The organism is Sporosarcina sp. OR05, assembly GCF_041414805.1.
In the GTDB taxonomy this organism is placed as follows: domain Bacteria; phylum Bacillota; class Bacilli; order Bacillales_A; family Planococcaceae; genus Sporosarcina; species Sporosarcina saromensis.
This window is the reverse complement of sequence record NZ_JANKJL010000002.1, coordinates 413,343-430,132: the sequence shown is the minus strand read 5'-3', so window position 1 is coordinate 430,132 and position 16,790 is coordinate 413,343. Positions and strand designations below refer to the sequence as shown.

Genomic DNA, 16,790 nt, shown 5'->3' with positions numbered 1-16,790 from the left:
ATTCCACTTTCTTTGCTTCTCATAGTCAACCTGTTTACGGTAGGTCGGTAGATACTTGCAAGCCATATCCTTGCGATTATATGAGTATATTGAGTTGATTAGGTACTCATTATATCACGGTTTCGACAGGTTACAACATTTTTTTCAAAAGAAAAATAGTGACGGAATTTTCTTAGTCATCCACTTCTTTATCCTTTATATTTCAAACCGATGACATCTATTTCAAGGCAATTAATTTACGTAAATAACTGTTTATAAATGGATTCGAGTGGATATAGAAAGAATGAAACAATTTTATTTATATAGAAAGGAGATTACTTGTTATGGTTAATACATCAAACACGAACGAACGTAAAAAAATGTCTTTAGCTGAAGCAGGTCGCAAAGGAGGTCAAGCAACAGCCAAAAAGCATGATCGCACCTTTTATGAAAATATTGGTCGTAAAGGTGGCGAAGCGACTGCAAGAAAGCATGATAGTGGTTTTTACGAAAAAATTGGTCGCAAAGGCGGCGAAGCAACTGCCAAAAACCACGATAAAAACTTCTATGAAGAAATCGGTCGCAAAGGCGGAGAGGCTCGAGCCCAACAAAGAAACAACGACTGACGACCTCGTTGTAAGGATGATGAATACAAGTTAACAGTCGATATTTATAAAGCGGAGTGAATCTAACTTCACTCCGCTTTTATCTTTCATATTTAGTTCATAAACGCAACTGCAATTTGTGCGCCAATGACAGCATTATGTTTGACGAGCGCAATATTAGCATCTAAACTTTTGCCTTCTGTCATCTCTTTTACTTTTCCTAACATGAATGGCGTAACATCTTTTCCTGCGATTTTTAGTTCGTTTGCTTCTTTTAATGCATTTTGAATAATTGCATCAATAAATTCTTTTTGCAATGCATCCTTCTCAGGAATCGGGTTTGCAATAACAGCTCCACCACGAAGACCTAGATCCCACTTCACACGAAGCATCTCAGCAATCGTTTCAGGATTATCCGCTTTGAAATTGACGCCGAACTCACTCTCGCGCGTATAGAAAGCAGGTAGTACGTCCGTGCCATATCCAACGACTGGAACACCTTTTGTTTCTAAATATTCCAAAGTTAAGCCGATATCGAGAATAGATTTAGCACCTGCACAAATGACAGCGACATCCGTTTGTGCTAACTCTTCCAAATCCGCTGAAATATCCATTGTTGTTTCTGCCCCACGGTGGACACCACCGATTCCGCCCGTCACAAAAATACGGATACCAGCTAAGTCAGCACAAATCATTGTAGCCGCAACTGTTGTTGCTCCTAGTTGTTTCGTCGCGAGCAAATAACCTAAGTCTCTTCTCGAAGCTTTGGCAACCCCTTGACTATTCCCGAACATTTCTAATTCGTCATCTGACAAACCAATTTTAATCTCACCATCAATGAGGGCAATCGTTGCAGGTACTGCACCGTTGTCACGGATGATTTGCTCTACTTCCCTTGCAGTCTTTACATTTTGCGGGTAAGGCATACCGTGTGAAATAATCGTCGATTCCAATGCAACAATCGGCTTCCCTGTCGCCATAGCTTCTTGTACTTCTGCTGAATAAGATAGATAGTTTTTCATTTGTACTCCTCCAAGTCTGTTAGTAACTGCTGTTTAGTTAAGTCGGGTCTAACGGTAGTTGGGCATTCAAGTGTTTTTGATGCATTTATTAAACCCATTTGCACACTTTCTTCTAAAGTAGATTCAGTCAAATAGCCATGAATGAGACCAGATACAAATGCATCTCCTGCTCCAGTCACATCTTCTATCTGACTGCTTTCAAACGCTTTGTAATAAACCGGCTCGTCATTTATTGACCCTGCCATAACTCCTAATGAACCGCGTGTTACGACTACATTTTCTGCACCGTATTCAAGCAACTTAATGACAACGTTCCGCCAATCAGTATCACTTTGGATCGTTAAGCCTGTATACGCTTCAGCTTCATCTTTATTGCAAATGAACCAAGTTACACCTGTTAAATCTTCGGGCATACGATTCATCTTTGGCGAAGATACAGGTACGATTGTCAATGGAATCTGATTCATCTGTGCAATGTTTTTCACTGCTTTTACTGTGTCTTTTGGACAATTCAAATCAATGACGAGCATCGAAGCATTCGCAAATAACTTCATTTTGCTTTCTATATACTCGGGTGTTAGTTGGTCGTAAACGGCCATATTCGCCATCGCAATAACGAGTTCGCCTTCAGGATCGATGACAGCAGAATAGGAACCGGTAGAATGACCATAGAGTAGGCCAACATCTGTGACATCCATAAAGTTTCCACACTCTTGCATAATTTTTTCCCAATCATTATCATTACCTGCTACAGATAATAAACGAACTTGATGATCGAGACGACCTAGGTTTTCTGCAACATTCCGAGCAACCCCTCCGACTGACACGGTCATAGAAGCAGGGTTGGATGTCCCAAGTTGTGTCTGTCCGTCTAAATGGAATTTACGGTCAATATTCGCCCCCCCGATGCAAATCACTTCTTTTTCATCCGCAAGCACATAAGCCCTTCCGAAAATCTTACCTTTTCTTGTCAAAGAAGAAATGATATTGGCGATAGTCGGACGCGGAATTTGAAGGATATCAGCCATCTCTTGTTGTGATACATATGGATTTTTACGAATTAGATCGAGCACAGCAAGCTCTTTTTCATTCAATGCCATCACCCTTTAAACATTTGTTTGTAGTATAAACTTTTGTTACAAGAAAAGCAAGTATATTATTTACACGTCCACACCGAACGTCTCCTCTACACGATAATCCGCTAAATCGATAGCCAACTCTTCACCTAAGACGATTTGACTTAACTGTTTGCCGAGAAAAGGGCCAACCGTTAAACCTGAAGCACCTAACCCATTGGCAAATAAGATATTATCGTGCTTCGGTACATATCCGATAACGGGTAGGAAGCCTGGCGTGAAGGGTCTGTAGCCTACACGAACTTCTTCGAAAAACGCATCTCCAATTCCAGGTGCAATCGCCAGCGCTTTATCCATTATTTCATGCATCCCTGAAATTGTCGGACGAACTGAAAAATCGATTGCTTCTTCATGGGTCGAACCGACGACAATCTTACCTCCTTCAAAGGTGAGCATGTATTGATTGTTCGGTGGCATAACAACTGGCCAATTGTTCGTATCAGTTTGTTCTAGCCTCACATGAGCAATTTGTGCCTTTTGGCTTGTCACTTGGAGATTGAAGCCTAAAGGTGCTAAAAAAGTTGAAGCCCAAGCACCTGTCGCAACAATAATTGTTGAAGCTTCAAGACGTTCACCATTTACAAGTACTCCAACTGCCTTTCCGTCTTTCAGTATTACGTCTGCATGTCCTTTAACAAAGTGCGCGCCGTGTTTCTGCGCGCCTTTTAACAATGCAAGTCGCAGTGCTCGTCCATCCACACGCGCTGCACCTTCCACATGAACAGATGCAAATGTGTTTGCCAACGGTGGGAACAACTGATTTGTCTCCTCTTTTGTCAATTGGTGAATCGCTCCAATTTCGGGCGCTGCAACCTTGCGATCTCGTGCTCGTTTTTCCATTTTTTCCAGCTTATCCGTATCCGTATGTATACTCAATGCCCCAACTTTTCGGTAGCCCGTTTCAGTTTCACCATCTTCAGTCAATTGTGCAATCAACTCTCCATAATAAGCAGCTCCAGCTTTTGCAAGTGTATACCATGCTTTATTTCTTCGTTGGGATAACCAAGGACAAATGATTCCTGCCGCTGCATCAGTTGCTTGACCTTCATCCTCTCGATCAATTATACGTACGTCCACACCAGCTCTTGCTAAATGATAAGCAGCAGATGCGCCTAAAATACCGCCACCGATAACTAAAACTTCCTTCAATTTAAACACCTAATTCCTATTGTTTTCATCTATTGTACAAGGCATACGTTTCACAAACAAACGCTATCCGTGTAAGCGTTTTCAAAATGGTAATAATAATAAAATAATTTTATGTCTTTCTTTTTTCTAAAAAAGCAGTATAATTATTCTATTCGATAATATCGTTATACCGATTATTAACTAAGGAGATTTGATCAGTATGAAAAGCTTACCCATCCAGATTAAACTTACAGACAACCGAAAAGAAAAACCGAATCCTGAAACCCTCATCTTTGGTAGAAATTTCACTGATCATATGTTTGTCGCTGACTATGACGAAGGAAAAGGCTGGCATAGCCATCGCATCGTGCCGTATGCTCCCGTTTCCCTAGATCCAGCTTCAATCGTTTTCCACTATGGTCAAACAGTATTTGAAGGTTTAAAAGCGTACAAATCCCCAAATGGGACTGTCCGTCTATTCCGTCCGGAAGAGAACATGAAACGCATGAATCTGTCGTTGGATCGTTTATGTATGCCTCGAATTGATGAAGACTTGGCATTGAATGCATTAACACAACTTATCCAAATTGAGAAAGATTGGATTCCAACAGTAGAAGGAACCTCTTTGTATATCCGGCCATTCGTCATTGCAAACGAAGCTTTCCTTGGTGTTTCCCCCGCTAAGAAATACCAGTTCTACATTATCCTATCTCCAGTGGGCTCTTACTATAAAGAAGGGATACATCCTGTAAAAATCTTAGTTGAAAATGAATTTGTCAGAGCCGTTAAAGGGGGAACAGGCGGAGCAAAAACAGCTGGAAATTATGCAGCTGGTTTGAAAGCGCAAGAAGTTGCCGATCAAAAAGGCTACGCTCAAGTACTATGGTTAGATGGCGTTGAGAAGAAATATGTTGAAGAAGTCGGTAGCATGAACATTTTCTTTAAGATCAACGGTGAAGTCGTAACACCTGCGATTAACGGAAGTATTCTGGAAGGCATTACGCGAAAGTCGATTTTACACCTTCTCCGCCATTGGAACATCCCAGTTGCTGAAAGGCAAATTTCCATGGATGAAATACGAGATGCGTATGATAACGGCACATTGGAAGAAGTGTTTGGTACCGGTACGGCAGCTGTCATATCACCAGTCGGCGAGCTGAATTGGGATGGTTATAAAATGGTCGTCAATCACAATGAAACAGGTCCATTAGCTCGACAACTGTTTAATACGCTGACAAATATCCAGACAGGCAAAGAAGAAGATCCGTTTGGATGGATACTTCAACTGAATAACGAATTAGCCAAACTTGCTTAAAACAAACAACATCGAAAAGCATGAAAAAAGACATACCATAACAGGTATGTCTTTTTTCATGCTATATTTTGATATCGATTTAGTAAAGTGTCTAGTTGTTGGCTATATGCGATTGTCTCTGGATGTGTGAATCCTTGATCTTGTGCTTTTTTAATCATCTTGGACCGCTTAATATAAATTTGTAGGGACAACAACTGTTTGCTAACCAATTTCATCTTTACCTATTCCTCCATCAATTTTTTTATCACAAATCTTACGCTTTTTTTCACCTTTCCCTATCTTACTCGTTGTTTCGTGAAAAAAATGTCGTATTTTGGTTCATTTTCACTTTGTTAACTAAATGTCATAACTTTGTCACAAATAAAGAGAATGGGGATACATAATTTATATACCCCATTCCATCTATTTATAAACCACATCTTTTAAAAATAATGTGGGGAATACTATTTTGCATCTGGGAACATTCTTTCAATGCTGTCTGTAAATTCATCAAAGAACCCTTCAACAGGATCACCTGCTCGGACACGATCACCATAGTCGGTCAATTGTTTCGCATAATCTGGATTAAAAGAAATATAGACGTTTTTAAACTCTGCATTGGCACTGCGGGCGGCATCTGCAATTTTCCCCTCTAATGCCTCATTATCTGTTGTACCTTCTTTAAGAACGACACCAATATAAGCATTTTCATTCGTCACTAATACATTAGCCGTATCCACTTCGTCCAACTCTGAAATCTTATCCGCTGCATCATCAGCAACTTCAATTTTTTTGTCTGAAGCGACAGAGTCACCGTTTTCTACTGCAGACTCATCTGTACCGTTTTGGTCATCCATATTGCCGTCCATATTGTTTGTTGTATCTGTTGTGTTTCCGTCATTCGTATTGTCCGTTCCCCCACCACAAGCAGCTAAACTGAAAAGCATGAACAATGTAAGTGGCAACATCAGTAATTTTTTCATAAATCCTACACTCCTTATCATTTTTTTCATGAGTAGGATGTGCAGATCATCTTGGTCTATACACTAAAAAAAGTACCAATACAAGGAGGTTTTATAGTATATGCGGAAAAGGAAAATACGCGCAAAAAATCGGATAGGTTTCCCCATCCGATTGATGTAGCCATTTAATATTTAGATCCACTATCGCCATACTCATCCAATAATTCAGCAAAGCTTTTGTTCTTTTCCCGTTCCTTGCGTTCTCTCGTTCGCTGTGCTTGTAGCTCAAGTTCTTTCGCTTCTTGTTCAGCTACGAGTTCTTTTTTCGTAGCTTTTAACCGCTTTACCAATGTCTCATCAAGAGCATCCATCAGAGTTGCTTGGTCTGACTCTTGTGGTCGTGCTTTGACTTTTGGAGTTGTTTTTCGTTTCGCCATATCGTTATCCTCTTTCTTTAAGGTTGTCGGACGATTGTCGCAACACCTTGCCCTCCACCTATGCATAATGTTGCTAATCCAGTTTTTGCATTTCGGCGATGCATCTCATGAATCAATGTCACCAGAATTCTTGCTCCACTTGCACCTATTGGATGACCTAATGCAATTGCTCCGCCGTTTACGTTCAACTTAGATTGATCGAACTGTAATTCCTTATCGACAGCAAGTGACTGTGCAGCAAAAGCTTCATTTGCTTCAATTAAATCAATCTCTTGAAGCGACAAGTTCGCTTTTACTAAGACATTTTTGACAGCTTGTACCGGTCCAATGCCCATAACAGAGGGATCGACCCCTGCATTTGCATTTGCTGCAATGACAGCAAGTGGTTGTAGCCCTAATTCATCCGCTTTGCTTTTTGACATGATTACGAACGCAGCAGCACCGTCATTAATACCCGAAGCATTCCCGGCTGTTACACTGCCATCTTTTTTAAAGGCAGGACGTAGTTTACCTAATTTTTCGGTTGTCGTATTTCCTTTTACATATTCATCTGTATCAAAAATGATTGGTTCGCCTTTACGTTGGGGAATTTCAACAGGTACGATTTCCTCTTTAAAAATGCCATTTTCAATCGCCGCTGCAGCTTTCTGTTGTGATTGAGCAGCAAACGCATCCTGCTCTTCTCGTGTTAAAGAATATCGGTCACAAAGATTCTCAGCTGTAATCCCCATATGATAATCATTAAATGCACACCACAATCCATCGGAAATCATACTGTCAACAATCTTTTGGTCCCCCATCTTAAATCCTTCACGAGCATGTTGCATTAAAAAGGGTGCTTGGCTCATATTCTCCATACCGCCAGCAACGATAATATCCGCATCACCTGCTAGGATTGCTTGACGAGCTAAATGAACTGCTTTGAGGCCAGACCCACATACTTTATTAATGGTCATTGCCGGAACTGTTTCCGGTAATCCTGCTTGAATGGCTGATTGACGAGCTGGATTTTGTCCGAGCCCAGCTTGTAAAACATTCCCCATGATCACTTCATCAACATCTTCACCTTGCACACCGGCACGGTTCAGCGCTTCTTTAATCACTATACTCCCTAACTCGACTGCTGACACATTTTTTAATGAACCTAAAAACGAACCGATCGCTGTTCGGACAGCGCTTACAATTACGACATCGTTTGACATTAAACTCTCCCCCATATCATTTTTTCATTCTTACTCTACCAATACTTTCTACATTATTTCCCTTTATCTCTCCCCTTCAGTACAATAGTAGTAGGAGGGGATGACATGTTTATTTTACCAAAGTCCGTGACAATTATCGAGGTAGGACCTCGAGATGGATTGCAAAACAATCATAATCTTGTAGCTGAGAATGATAAAATTGAATTTATCCATTTACTGCAAGAGGCAGGCATTAAAGAAATGGAGATCACTTCCTTTGTATCCCCGAAATGGGTGCCACAAATGGCAGATGCCGCTCAAATTGTAGCGAAAACGAGGAAGATAGGTCGTCAATTTGTATTAGCACCGAACGAAAAAGGGGCAACGTTAGCAAGAGAGGCTCATGTAGACAGTATTGCAGTGTTTGTAGGTGTCAGTAATTCATTTAACAAAAAAAATATTAATCGCTCGACGAAAGAAAGTATGGATTCCTTAGAACCGGTCATTGCTAAATTAAAGCGTGAACAAATATTTGTAAGGGCTTGCATTTCAACTGCTTTCTATTGTCCATACGAAGGGAAAATGGATCAAGATGATGTGTTGGCAGTATGTGAGCAATTTGTCAAAATGGGTGTTGATGAGCTGAGCGTAGCAGATACAATCGGCATGGCCAATCCACTTGAGAGCTATACTTTGTTTACTACACTCAAAGAGCAATTCCCCACTACATTGCTGACCGCTCACTTCCATGACACACGAAAAATGGCTTTAGCGAATATTTTTGCTGCATTGCAAGCTGGAATTGACCGATTCGATACTTCAGCCGGCGGACTCGGTGGTTGTCCATTTGCGCCTGGAGCAACTGGAAATGTAGCAACTGAAGACGTTGTTAATATGTTGGACAGATTAGGCATCCAAACGGGTGTAGACATTGAGAAAATTTGTGAAGCAGTGGAATGTATTGAAAAACATGTTTCACAACCAATTGAAACAGGAATGTACAAATTGTACAAGAACAAGAAATGTCAAAGGAGTTGAAGTGGATTGAAACGCCGCTTCCTATATATTACTGGAATCATTGGAAGCATTTATACGGCACTATTGACAATCATTGCATTCATTGCAACGAGCCGCCTCATGTTTATGAAAATTAAAGATCCAGATGTTATTCTCAAAAGAGAAATTGGTGCAAAACGCTTTGATGAACATTGGTATGAAACTGTCCGTAAAGAAGATTTTTGGGTCGATTCGCCAAATGGTTATCCGTTACGTGCCGTCTTTTTACAGCCGCTTGAAACGACTAGAACTGTAATCATATGCCATGGTGTAACGGAAAATAAAATTAACTCCATTAAGTATGCACGGTTGTTTGAAAGACTTGGCTTTAACTCGGTTGTATATGACCATAGGCGACATGGGGACTCAGGAGGAAAGACGACAAGCTTCGGCTTCTATGAAAAAATCGATTTGCATGCTGTCGTCGCAGCAATTCGAGAAAGAATCGGTAAACGTGCATTGCTTGGTATCCACGGGGAATCCATGGGAGCTGCAACGACAATCCTTTATGGTGGAACGTATGGAGACGAAGCTGATTTTTACATTGTCGATTGCCCGTTCTCCGATTTTACTGAGCAGATTCTTCACATTTTACGAACAAGTACCCCACTACGTTCATCAATGACGTTACGAATAGCAAACTTATTTTTACGAATCAGGGATGGCTATACGACAAGTTTAGTATCCCCTCGAGAAGCGATCGGAAATATCTCAAAACCGATGTTATTCATCCATAGTTTGGAGGATGATTTCATATTACCTGAAATGACGAAGGAATTATACTCGTTGAAAAAGGATAACAAAATGATGAAACTATTTCCAAAAGGCGTTCATGCCAAATCTTTCAATGAGAATCCAGATGAATATGAACTAGAAATTTCACGATTTTTACACAAATTCGGATTTACTTCGACATAATACACGCAAAAAGACCTCTTTTTCAATGAACGGCAAGGAAAAAGGTCTTTTTTGCTTTATTGCTTAGTGTACATAAACGATTCCATTTGAAATCGTCATTCTGTTTACGATTCCATTGTCTTCTAACATCTTCAAATTCCAACAAAAAACCACCTCTCCGGTTTATCTTCACCAGGAAAAGTGGTTAGTTTGTATGCATAAAGAAAGATTAAGCACAAAATGTGATTTTCGGAAGAATGATTGACCTGTACACCATTGTGACAGGAAATAATGTATACGAACAATTAGTGAGCATTTTGTTGTAACGCTCACAAACTGCGTTAACTCAACCTTTGCTACTTGTCCAATTACTTCTTTTTATCCGGCTTATCTTGCATTTTGTTCATTTGTGCCATCATTTGGTTAATCTTCTTTTGTGAAGGTTTTTGTCCCATTTGCATCATCATCATACGTAACATTTGCTCATTAATTGGCGGGTTATCTTTCAAATATTTCATCATGTATTGACGTGCGATGAAAAATCCGAGGGCCACACCAGCTATTAATGCGACGACTGCAATAAGGATTACCCAAGTCGTGCTTAACATCCGCTATTACCTCCTTCACTTCCCTAAATCAGGTTTACTCTACCATGATGGATTATACAACAAAGGAGTGGTACATAGCAATGTCTGGCAACAATTTTCTTACTAAAGCTTGAATCTTTTAAAAAAGCAATGCCTTCTCGTTTCCGACATGCTGTTCGTATTTAATTGGCTTGAGCCATCCCCATTCCCCATGCTCGTCCATCACAGCAAAGAATCGATCATCCGTCCCTGATAATGCGACGAACAAATCCAAGTCCAACATTCTCGAACCGTTACAATACGCTTGTAGGGAGTAGGGTGTAAGAGAAATATGGATGGATCCTTTCATTGGATGCGATAGTCGATATTCCCCATCGTCACTTTCAACTGTCGTAAAGCTTTTACCAAGATTCCTGAGGATCGCTTGGTCAATCGCTGCTTCTTCGATTTCATCACACAAGTATTGCACTTCTTGTAGAGGTTCCTTTGGAGCATAATCTTTTAACAAGTCATAAAGAAGACCTTCTCTTCCTAAAATGAATGATTGGTATCTCTTCTTTACTTTATAGATATCATACGTTCTCATGACCGTCCCCTCCTTTTTTACTTAGTGTACCGCAGGATTTGTAAAAAGTTTGTCAGATTACGCTAAAGAATAGCACTATTATTGTCGGAACATTTATAACAATATTTACAATTGTAAAAAGCACGCTGGTTAACGTAAGTAACCAACGTGCTCTACATTTAGTTGAACAAAGCTTTTACTTTTGCGACAACATTTTCTTCTGTGAATCCGTACTCTGCAATGACTTTATTACCCGGTGCACTTGCACCAAATGTGTCGATTGCTAGGACATCGCCTTCATCACCCACGTATTTGTGCCATCCAAGAGAAGCTCCCATCTCAATGGACAACCGTTTTTTAACAGCTTTCGGAAGGACAGCTTCCTTATACGCACTGTCTTGTTGTTCAAACAAATCCCATGAAGGCATTGAGACGACTGCAACGTCAATTCCTTCAGAACGTAATTGTTGCTGTGCTGCAACCGCTAGATTCACTTCAGAACCAGTTGCAATTAAAATTGCATCCGCTACTGCTTTCTCTGCAGGTGAAACAGTATACGCTCCACGTTTGACGCCTTCCTTAGCTTGCTCCTTTGTCGCAGGGAGAATGTCCAAGTTTTGACGTGATAGCACGAGAACAGTCGGACGATTTTTTGACGTAACTGCGTGATGCCAAGCTGCTGACGTTTCATTTCCATCTGCTGGACGAATAACTGTCAACCCTGGCATAGATCGTAACGAAGAAAGGTGCTCAACCGGTTCATGTGTTGGCCCATCTTCTCCTACTGCAACACTATCATGTGTAAATACATACGTTACAGGCAAGCCCATCAATGCAGACAGTCTAATTGCTGGTCTCACGTAATCACTAAATACAAAGAACGTACCGCCGAATACATGTAAACCACCGTGTAACGCCATACCGTTTAGTGCAGTTCCCATTGCAAATTCGCGTACACCGAACCAAATATTACGCCCGCTGTAATCGTTTGCCAAGAAGTCGCCTGCGCCTTTAATCGTTGTCTTGTTAGAGCCAGCCAAGTCCGCACTTCCACCAAAGAATGAAGGAACGACTTTTGCAATTGCATTAATTGCATCTCCTGAAGCAGAACGTGTCGCATGGGATGTTCCTTCTTCATACACAGGCATTGCTTCTAAAAGCGAAGCAGGCATGTCACCGGAAATCGCTGTTTTTAATTGTTCTGCAAGATCCGCATGTTCGCTTTCATATTTCGCAAACAGCTCGTTCCATTGTTGTTCTTTTTTAACACCTAATTCATCTGTCGCTTGTTTAAATGTTTCATATACGCCTTCAGGAACTGAAAAATCTTCCTCATACGTCCACTTGTAATATTCTTTTGTAAGCTTCATTTCATCTTCACCAAGTGGCGCACCATGAACATCCGCTTTGCCTGACTTGTTCGGCGAACCATAGCCAATAACCGTTTTCACTTCAATTAACGTTGGGCCACCTGTATTTCCTTTGGCCGCTTCTATTGCTTTTGAGACGCTGTCGATAGCATTGCCATCTTCTACACGAATATAATTCCAGTCGTAAGATTCAAAGCGCTTTTTAATATTTTCAGTGAAGGACATTTCTAAGTCGCCGTCAAGCGAAATATCATTACTGTCATATAAGACAATTAGTTTATTCAGTTGGAGGTGACCAGCTAACGAAATTGCTTCAGCAGCTACACCTTCCATTAAATCACCATCGCCACATAGTGCATATGTGTAATGGTCAACAACGTTGAAGCCAGGTCGATTGTAGACAGCTGACAGATGCTTTTCTGCCATTGCCATTCCTACAGCCATTCCAATACCTTGCCCAAGTGGACCGGTCGTCGCTTCTACACCTACTGTATGGCCATATTCAGGGTGGCCAGGCGTTTTGGAATCCCATTGTCTGAAGTTCTTCAACTCCTCCATTGGCAATCCATATCCGCTTAAATGCAATAAGCTATAAAGCAACATGGAACCATGACCTGCAGATAAGACAAAGCGATCACGGTTGAACCAATCCGGATTTGAAGGGTTATGGTGCATATGTTTTGTCCATAGCGTGTAAGCCATCGGAGCAGCACCCATCGGTAATCCAGGGTGGCCAGAATTCGCTTTCTCGATTGCATCAATGGAGAGTGTTCGAATCGTGTTAATAGCAAGTTGATCGATAGTTTCGGTCATTCAAAAACATCCTTTCCCGTACTGTATCTTTTGTTAGAAGCCTGTTTCTATTTCCTACTATAGTGTAGTCAATTTAGAAGTGAATTACAATCCGTCATCGTCATCTGCTCACTGCAGATATTTAGGATTACGGGCTTCTTTCACTTTTTCAGGTGTAACATCATTACCTTCTGGATCAATAACTTTCACATTTTCGATTGTTTCTCGCATTGAAGTACGAAACGTTTCCAAGTATTCTTTCCGAAGTTGTGTTTGTTCTTTCGCTTCTTCCAATGTCAATCCAACTGTTTTTGACTTTTTGGACAACTCGTTAATTCGTTGAATCTTATCTGGTGATAACATTGAATTCCTCCTATCCTTTATCTTATGTGTACCTACAGCTAATTGCAGGTTAACAATGACCATGTTCTTTATTTTTCTCCACCGTTTCTTATTTTAGCACTACTATGCACACTTTTAGAAGCAGAACACTCTTCATTGTTTAGTAATCAAAATAAGCAGGAAGTGCATTTTATCAGCCTTCCTGCTCAACTTCATATTCTTTATATCGTCTATGTACAGTCGCTTTGCTCACGTTGTGGCCAAGTCCTCGTAATACACCAGCAATCTCTTCAAAAGTGAGTCCTTTCTTGCGTAAGGACACAATTTCTGTCAAAGGAACGTCAATTCGCTCTCGCCCTTCTACATTCCCTTTGTTTTTTAAATTATCTTCTGGCCGATAACCATCACGCACAGCACGTTTCATGCCTCTACGTATTTTAGCGTTATGAAGCTTTCGTTGGTATTCTTCAACAATCGCTAAAATCTCAAGTAGCATGTGATCCATCTCGTTTAATTTCATTGGACCACTATCATGGTTTGTAATGACAGTCGTATTCATTTTCATAAGAAGATGTAAAATTGCAACTCTTGCATTTCCCCTACCAAGCCTTGTTTCATCTTGTACTAAAAGCGTATCGATAGCCTCATTTCGGATACAGTCTAGTAAATCCAATAATCCTTCACGATCCATATCAAAACCACTATGCTTTTCTTTAAAAACATGGACTACTTGTAGGTTCATCTTCTTAGCAAGTTGTTGAAGTTCCTCTTCTTGTCTAGCCAATGAAGCTTCTTGTGAATCTTTTTCAGTACTTACTCTGCAATAAAGGACACAAGTCTTCAATTGAGATGTCAACATTATTCACCTGCCAACTCCGTTAGATTGTCGTCCGTAGACTGTATCGTTCCTGGTAATTTTAGCGTATCTCCGCTTTTTATCAAAGTAGAATGCATATTATTTAAATTCATCACTTCTTTAATCCACTTGTCTGGCTTTTCGTTCGGTCTATGTTTTTGTGCCAATCCCCATAGCGTGTCCCCTTGCACAACTTCTACTTCAACAATTGTACTCTCTTGTGTTTCTTTTAAAACAAAGAATAAAGTGAATGTCGAACTTAGTAAGATAATTGAAAGTATGTAGCCGTATTTTTTAACTAGCGTCACATTTAACCCCTCCAAGAATGTTTGTTCGGAATACTTGTTCCCATTATAGGACAGGTTTTTTCGCATGTCAACAAATCTTTCGAACCTTTGTTTGCTAAACATCCGAACACCTGTTATACTTATGATAAGAAATAACATTGGTTACGAATTTCTGTTCGTACAAGAGTACATTCTTTTTTACGTAAAAATGGAGGGGTGGAAAGATGAAAAAAATGTCGAAAAGGCAACAGGATATTTTGGATTTCATTAAAGATGAAGTGAAATCGAAAGGATATCCTCCTTCCGTGCGGGAGATCGGAGAGGCTGTCGGATTAGCTTCTAGTTCAACTGTCCATGGACATTTAGCAAGATTGGAAAGCAAAGGCTATATTCGTAGAGACCCTACAAAACCGCGAGCAATTGAAATATTGGATCCTGAGGGACTTGATTCGATGAAAGGCGGAGTCCTACATGTTCCACTTGTCGGAAAAGTTACTGCCGGTCTTCCCATCACTGCGATTGAAAATATTGAAGAATATTTCCCTTTACCTGATACATATGGTGCCTCTGATGATAATTTGTTCATGCTTGAAATTGTTGGAGACAGTATGATTGAAGCTGGGATCTTAAATGGAGACTACGTTGTTGTAAAACAGCAACATACTGCAACGAATGGTGAAATTGTCGTCGCTATGACAGAAGAAGATGAAGCGACAGTCAAACGGTTTTTTAAAGAAAAGGATTACTTCCGCTTACAGCCTGAAAATGAATCGATGGAACCAATCATCGTCAATCACGTTTCCATACTCGGAAAAGTTGTGGGCGTCTATCGTCAAATTCATTAATAAAAAGAGGATGTCCGAGTCGCTACCGACAGTGGACATCCTCTTTTCTATTATTTTGGTTGAATCATCTGATCGAGTAGTAATTTTTGCATGGAAGACATAACTGCCGCTTTTACATGTTCATATGTTAAACCACCTTGAATATAAGCTGTATAAGGCGGTCGAATCGGGCCATCAGCCGTCAGTTCGATGCTGGATCCTTGTATAAACGTCCCAGCAGCCATAATGACATCATCTCTATAGCCAGGCATGTATGAAGGTTCTGGCGAATAATGCGCATTGATCGGCGAGTTTTCTTGAATCGTTTTACAAAAAGCGATCATTTGTTCAGCGGTTGCGAAATTGACAGATTGAATGAGGTCTGTTCGCGGATTGGAGACATGTGGTGTCGTATCAAATCCATAACTTTCTAGAAAAGCTGCTGTAAATAACGCACCTTTCACCGACTGACTCACGACATGAGGTGCTAAGAAGAAACCTTGATACATTTCTAATAAAGTATCAAGTGACGCACCCGCTTCCGCACCAATTCCAGGAGAAGTCATCCGGTACGCACATTTCTTCACTAAGTCTGCCCGACCTGCAATATAACCACCAGTTCTCGCAAGCCCTCCGCCAGGGTTTTTTATCAGTGAACCAGCCATCAAATCGGCTCCTACTTCAACCGGTTCCTGCTTCTCCACAAATTCCCCATAACAATTATCAACGAAAACGATTAAATCTTCGCGAATTCCTTTTACAAAAGCAATCATTTCCTTAATTTCAGCAATGCTGAACGATGGACGGTCTGCATAGCCTTTTGATCGTTGAATGCCAATCATTTTTGTAGATGCATGAATCGCTTTTTTCACTTCTTCAAAATTAACGGAACCATTTTCAGTCAATGGTACATGTTGATAAGTAATGCCGTAATCGGAAAGAGAACCTGTATCTTCATCTCCCCCTGACACGATAGAGTCTAATGTGTCATAAGGCTTGCCTGTGATATAGAGTAATTCATCACCTGGGCGAAGTACTCCAAATAGGCTTAATGAAATTGCATGTGTACCAGAAATAATTTGATTTCGAACAAGGCATGCCGCTGCGCCAAAGACATCTGCATACACCTGTTCCAGCACATCCCGTCCATCGTCATCATACCCGTATCCGGTCGAACCCGTTAAATGAAAGTCACTGACGCGATTTTTTCTAAATGCCGCTAACACTTTACGTTGGTTATGGAAAGCCACTTTCTCGGCAGCTTTAAAATAGATTTGGATGTTCTCTTCAGTCTTCTCCGCTCGGTCTTCGATTTCTTCAGTAAATTGCTCAATTAACATAATTGATTTCCTCTTTCCTACGTGTAGTCCCCTCATTATCTTATCAGTCTGAGGAAATAGTTCAAGAATGAATCGCCATTAGAAAATTACGTAGGAATCGTATATACTATGAGAGGTTTTAGTTTAGGGA

At 40.5% G+C, this 16,790-nt stretch carries 19 protein-coding genes and 1 riboswitch; of the genes, 5 read left to right on the top strand and 14 right to left on the bottom strand.

All coding sequences use genetic code 11. From position 1 onward, the window contains the following. Nucleotides 1-2: 2 nt before the first annotated feature. Nucleotides 3-104, bottom strand: a riboswitch (purine riboswitch). A 219-nt stretch (nt 105-323) separates the two neighbouring features. After that, nucleotides 324-605, top strand: a complete 282-nt coding sequence (locus NRI27_RS06355) for a general stress protein (protein WP_317941567.1) — start codon at nt 324-326, stop codon at nt 603-605. A gap of 92 nt (nt 606-697) precedes the next feature. Here the strand turns inward: NRI27_RS06355 and NRI27_RS06350 are convergent, their stop codons facing one another. From NRI27_RS06350 to NRI27_RS06340, 3 genes are all read right to left on the bottom strand, one after another. Beyond that, nucleotides 698-1,606, bottom strand: a complete 909-nt coding sequence (locus tag NRI27_RS06350) for a pseudouridine-5'-phosphate glycosidase (RefSeq protein ID WP_371389967.1) — start codon at nt 1,604-1,606, stop codon at nt 698-700. Continuing rightward, complete coding sequence (locus tag NRI27_RS06345) at nt 1,603-2,700, bottom strand: PfkB family carbohydrate kinase (RefSeq protein WP_371389966.1); 1,098 nt, start codon at nt 2,698-2,700, stop codon at nt 1,603-1,605. The genes NRI27_RS06350 and NRI27_RS06345 overlap by 4 nt, the downstream gene beginning before the upstream one ends. A 66-nt stretch (nt 2,701-2,766) precedes the next feature. After that, complete coding sequence (locus NRI27_RS06340) at nt 2,767-3,900, bottom strand: NAD(P)/FAD-dependent oxidoreductase (protein ID WP_371389965.1); 1,134 nt, start codon at nt 3,898-3,900, stop codon at nt 2,767-2,769. 190 nt (nt 3,901-4,090) lie between these two features. Here NRI27_RS06340 and NRI27_RS06335 point away from each other — a divergent pair, with 190 nt between their 5' ends. Beyond that, nucleotides 4,091-5,185, top strand: coding sequence for a branched-chain amino acid aminotransferase (locus tag NRI27_RS06335; RefSeq protein WP_371389964.1), 1,095 nt, complete (start codon nt 4,091-4,093; stop codon nt 5,183-5,185). A gap of 56 nt (nt 5,186-5,241) precedes the next feature. On the opposite strand, the gene NRI27_RS06330 is transcribed toward NRI27_RS06335, so the two are convergent. The 4 genes from NRI27_RS06330 to NRI27_RS06315 all read right to left on the bottom strand — a co-directional run bounded on the left by NRI27_RS06330 (nt 5,242) and on the right by NRI27_RS06315 (nt 7,765). Continuing rightward, on the bottom strand, nt 5,242-5,400 hold the full coding sequence (locus NRI27_RS06330; RefSeq protein ID WP_317941572.1) for an aspartyl-phosphate phosphatase Spo0E family protein: 159 nt from the start codon (nt 5,398-5,400) through the stop codon (nt 5,242-5,244). 228 nt (nt 5,401-5,628) lie between these two features. After that, on the bottom strand, nt 5,629-6,147 hold the full coding sequence (locus NRI27_RS06325; protein ID WP_371389963.1) for a YhcN/YlaJ family sporulation lipoprotein: 519 nt from the start codon (nt 6,145-6,147) through the stop codon (nt 5,629-5,631). Between the two features lie 164 nt (nt 6,148-6,311). Next, nucleotides 6,312-6,563: a YqkE family protein gene (locus NRI27_RS06320; RefSeq protein ID WP_371389962.1), complete on the bottom strand. Its 252-nt coding sequence runs from the start codon at nt 6,561-6,563 to the stop codon at nt 6,312-6,314. Nucleotides 6,564-6,580: 17 nt separating this feature from the next. Next, a complete protein-coding gene (locus tag NRI27_RS06315) occupies nt 6,581-7,765 on the bottom strand; it encodes an acetyl-CoA C-acetyltransferase (RefSeq protein ID WP_371389961.1) in 1,185 nt (394 codons plus the stop codon). 105 nt (nt 7,766-7,870) lie between these two features. Here NRI27_RS06315 and NRI27_RS06310 point away from each other — a divergent pair, with 105 nt between their 5' ends. Together NRI27_RS06310 and NRI27_RS06305 are read left to right on the top strand one after the other, a co-directional pair. Next, nucleotides 7,871-8,782, top strand: coding sequence for a hydroxymethylglutaryl-CoA lyase (locus NRI27_RS06310; RefSeq protein WP_371389960.1), 912 nt, complete (start codon nt 7,871-7,873; stop codon nt 8,780-8,782). Between the two features lie 6 nt (nt 8,783-8,788). Next, nucleotides 8,789-9,718 carry an alpha/beta hydrolase gene (locus NRI27_RS06305; protein ID WP_317941577.1) on the top strand — a complete coding sequence of 310 codons (930 nt, stop codon included), beginning with the start codon at nt 8,789-8,791 and terminating at the stop codon, nt 9,716-9,718. Nucleotides 9,719-10,065: 347 nt separating this feature from the next. On the opposite strand, the gene NRI27_RS06300 is transcribed toward NRI27_RS06305, so the two are convergent. From NRI27_RS06300 to yneA, 6 genes are all read right to left on the bottom strand, one after another. Then, a complete protein-coding gene (locus tag NRI27_RS06300) occupies nt 10,066-10,305 on the bottom strand; it encodes a YneF family protein (protein ID WP_317941578.1) in 240 nt (79 codons plus the stop codon). A 118-nt stretch (nt 10,306-10,423) separates the two neighbouring features. Then, nucleotides 10,424-10,870: a sporulation inhibitor of replication protein SirA gene (gene sirA / locus NRI27_RS06295; RefSeq protein WP_317941579.1), complete on the bottom strand. Its 447-nt coding sequence runs from the start codon at nt 10,868-10,870 to the stop codon at nt 10,424-10,426. A 158-nt stretch (nt 10,871-11,028) separates the two neighbouring features. Further along, complete coding sequence (gene tkt / locus NRI27_RS06290) at nt 11,029-13,032, bottom strand: transketolase (RefSeq protein WP_371389959.1); 2,004 nt, start codon at nt 13,030-13,032, stop codon at nt 11,029-11,031. A 108-nt stretch (nt 13,033-13,140) separates the two neighbouring features. Beyond that, nucleotides 13,141-13,374 carry a DUF896 domain-containing protein gene (locus NRI27_RS06285; RefSeq protein ID WP_317941581.1) on the bottom strand — a complete coding sequence of 78 codons (234 nt, stop codon included), beginning with the start codon at nt 13,372-13,374 and terminating at the stop codon, nt 13,141-13,143. A 172-nt stretch (nt 13,375-13,546) separates the two neighbouring features. Further along, nucleotides 13,547-14,212, bottom strand: coding sequence for a YneB family resolvase-like protein (locus NRI27_RS06280; RefSeq protein WP_371389958.1), 666 nt, complete (start codon nt 14,210-14,212; stop codon nt 13,547-13,549). Continuing rightward, nucleotides 14,212-14,517 (bottom strand): cell division suppressor protein YneA, encoded by a 306-nt coding sequence (gene yneA, locus NRI27_RS06275; protein WP_371389957.1) that lies wholly within the window; start codon nt 14,515-14,517, stop codon nt 14,212-14,214. The genes NRI27_RS06280 and yneA overlap by 1 nt, the downstream gene beginning before the upstream one ends. Nucleotides 14,518-14,720: 203 nt before the next feature. Here yneA and lexA point away from each other — a divergent pair, with 203 nt between their 5' ends. After that, nucleotides 14,721-15,341 (top strand): transcriptional repressor LexA, encoded by a 621-nt coding sequence (gene lexA, locus NRI27_RS06270; RefSeq protein ID WP_317941584.1) that lies wholly within the window; start codon nt 14,721-14,723, stop codon nt 15,339-15,341. Nucleotides 15,342-15,391: 50 nt separating this feature from the next. Here the strand turns inward: lexA and NRI27_RS06265 are convergent, their stop codons facing one another. Next, the gene (locus NRI27_RS06265) at nt 15,392-16,660 is read right to left on the bottom strand and encodes a methionine gamma-lyase family protein (protein ID WP_371389956.1); all 1,269 of its coding nucleotides are present in this window, start codon (nt 16,658-16,660) and stop codon (nt 15,392-15,394) included. Nucleotides 16,661-16,790 lie beyond the last annotated feature (130 nt).

Excerpts from the sequence above, each read along its gene's own strand:
- NRI27_RS06355 (WP_317941567.1), top strand. The coding sequence starts at position 324 with ATGGTTAATACATCAAACACGAACGAACGTAAAAAAATGTCTTTAGCT.
- NRI27_RS06350 (WP_371389967.1), bottom strand. The coding sequence starts at position 1,606 with ATGAAAAACTATCTATCTTATTCAGCAGAAGTACAAGAAGCTATGGCG.
- NRI27_RS06335 (WP_371389964.1), top strand. The coding sequence starts at position 4,091 with ATGAAAAGCTTACCCATCCAGATTAAACTTACAGACAACCGAAAAGAA.
- NRI27_RS06330 (WP_317941572.1), bottom strand. The coding sequence starts at position 5,400 with ATGAAATTGGTTAGCAAACAGTTGTTGTCCCTACAAATTTATATTAAG.
- NRI27_RS06325 (WP_371389963.1), bottom strand. The coding sequence starts at position 6,147 with ATGAAAAAATTACTGATGTTGCCACTTACATTGTTCATGCTTTTCAGT.
- NRI27_RS06320 (WP_371389962.1), bottom strand. The coding sequence starts at position 6,563 with ATGGCGAAACGAAAAACAACTCCAAAAGTCAAAGCACGACCACAAGAG.
- NRI27_RS06315 (WP_371389961.1), bottom strand. The coding sequence starts at position 7,765 with ATGTCAAACGATGTCGTAATTGTAAGCGCTGTCCGAACAGCGATCGGT.
- NRI27_RS06310 (WP_371389960.1), top strand. The coding sequence starts at position 7,871 with ATGTTTATTTTACCAAAGTCCGTGACAATTATCGAGGTAGGACCTCGA.
- NRI27_RS06300 (WP_317941578.1), bottom strand. The coding sequence starts at position 10,305 with ATGTTAAGCACGACTTGGGTAATCCTTATTGCAGTCGTCGCATTAATA.
- sirA (WP_317941579.1), bottom strand. The coding sequence starts at position 10,870 with ATGAGAACGTATGATATCTATAAAGTAAAGAAGAGATACCAATCATTC.
- tkt (WP_371389959.1), bottom strand. The coding sequence starts at position 13,032 with ATGACCGAAACTATCGATCAACTTGCTATTAACACGATTCGAACACTC.
- NRI27_RS06285 (WP_317941581.1), bottom strand. The coding sequence starts at position 13,374 with ATGTTATCACCAGATAAGATTCAACGAATTAACGAGTTGTCCAAAAAG.
- NRI27_RS06280 (WP_371389958.1), bottom strand. The coding sequence starts at position 14,212 with ATGTTGACATCTCAATTGAAGACTTGTGTCCTTTATTGCAGAGTAAGT.
- lexA (WP_317941584.1), top strand. The coding sequence starts at position 14,721 with ATGAAAAAAATGTCGAAAAGGCAACAGGATATTTTGGATTTCATTAAA.
- NRI27_RS06265 (WP_371389956.1), bottom strand. The coding sequence starts at position 16,660 with ATGTTAATTGAGCAATTTACTGAAGAAATCGAAGACCGAGCGGAGAAG.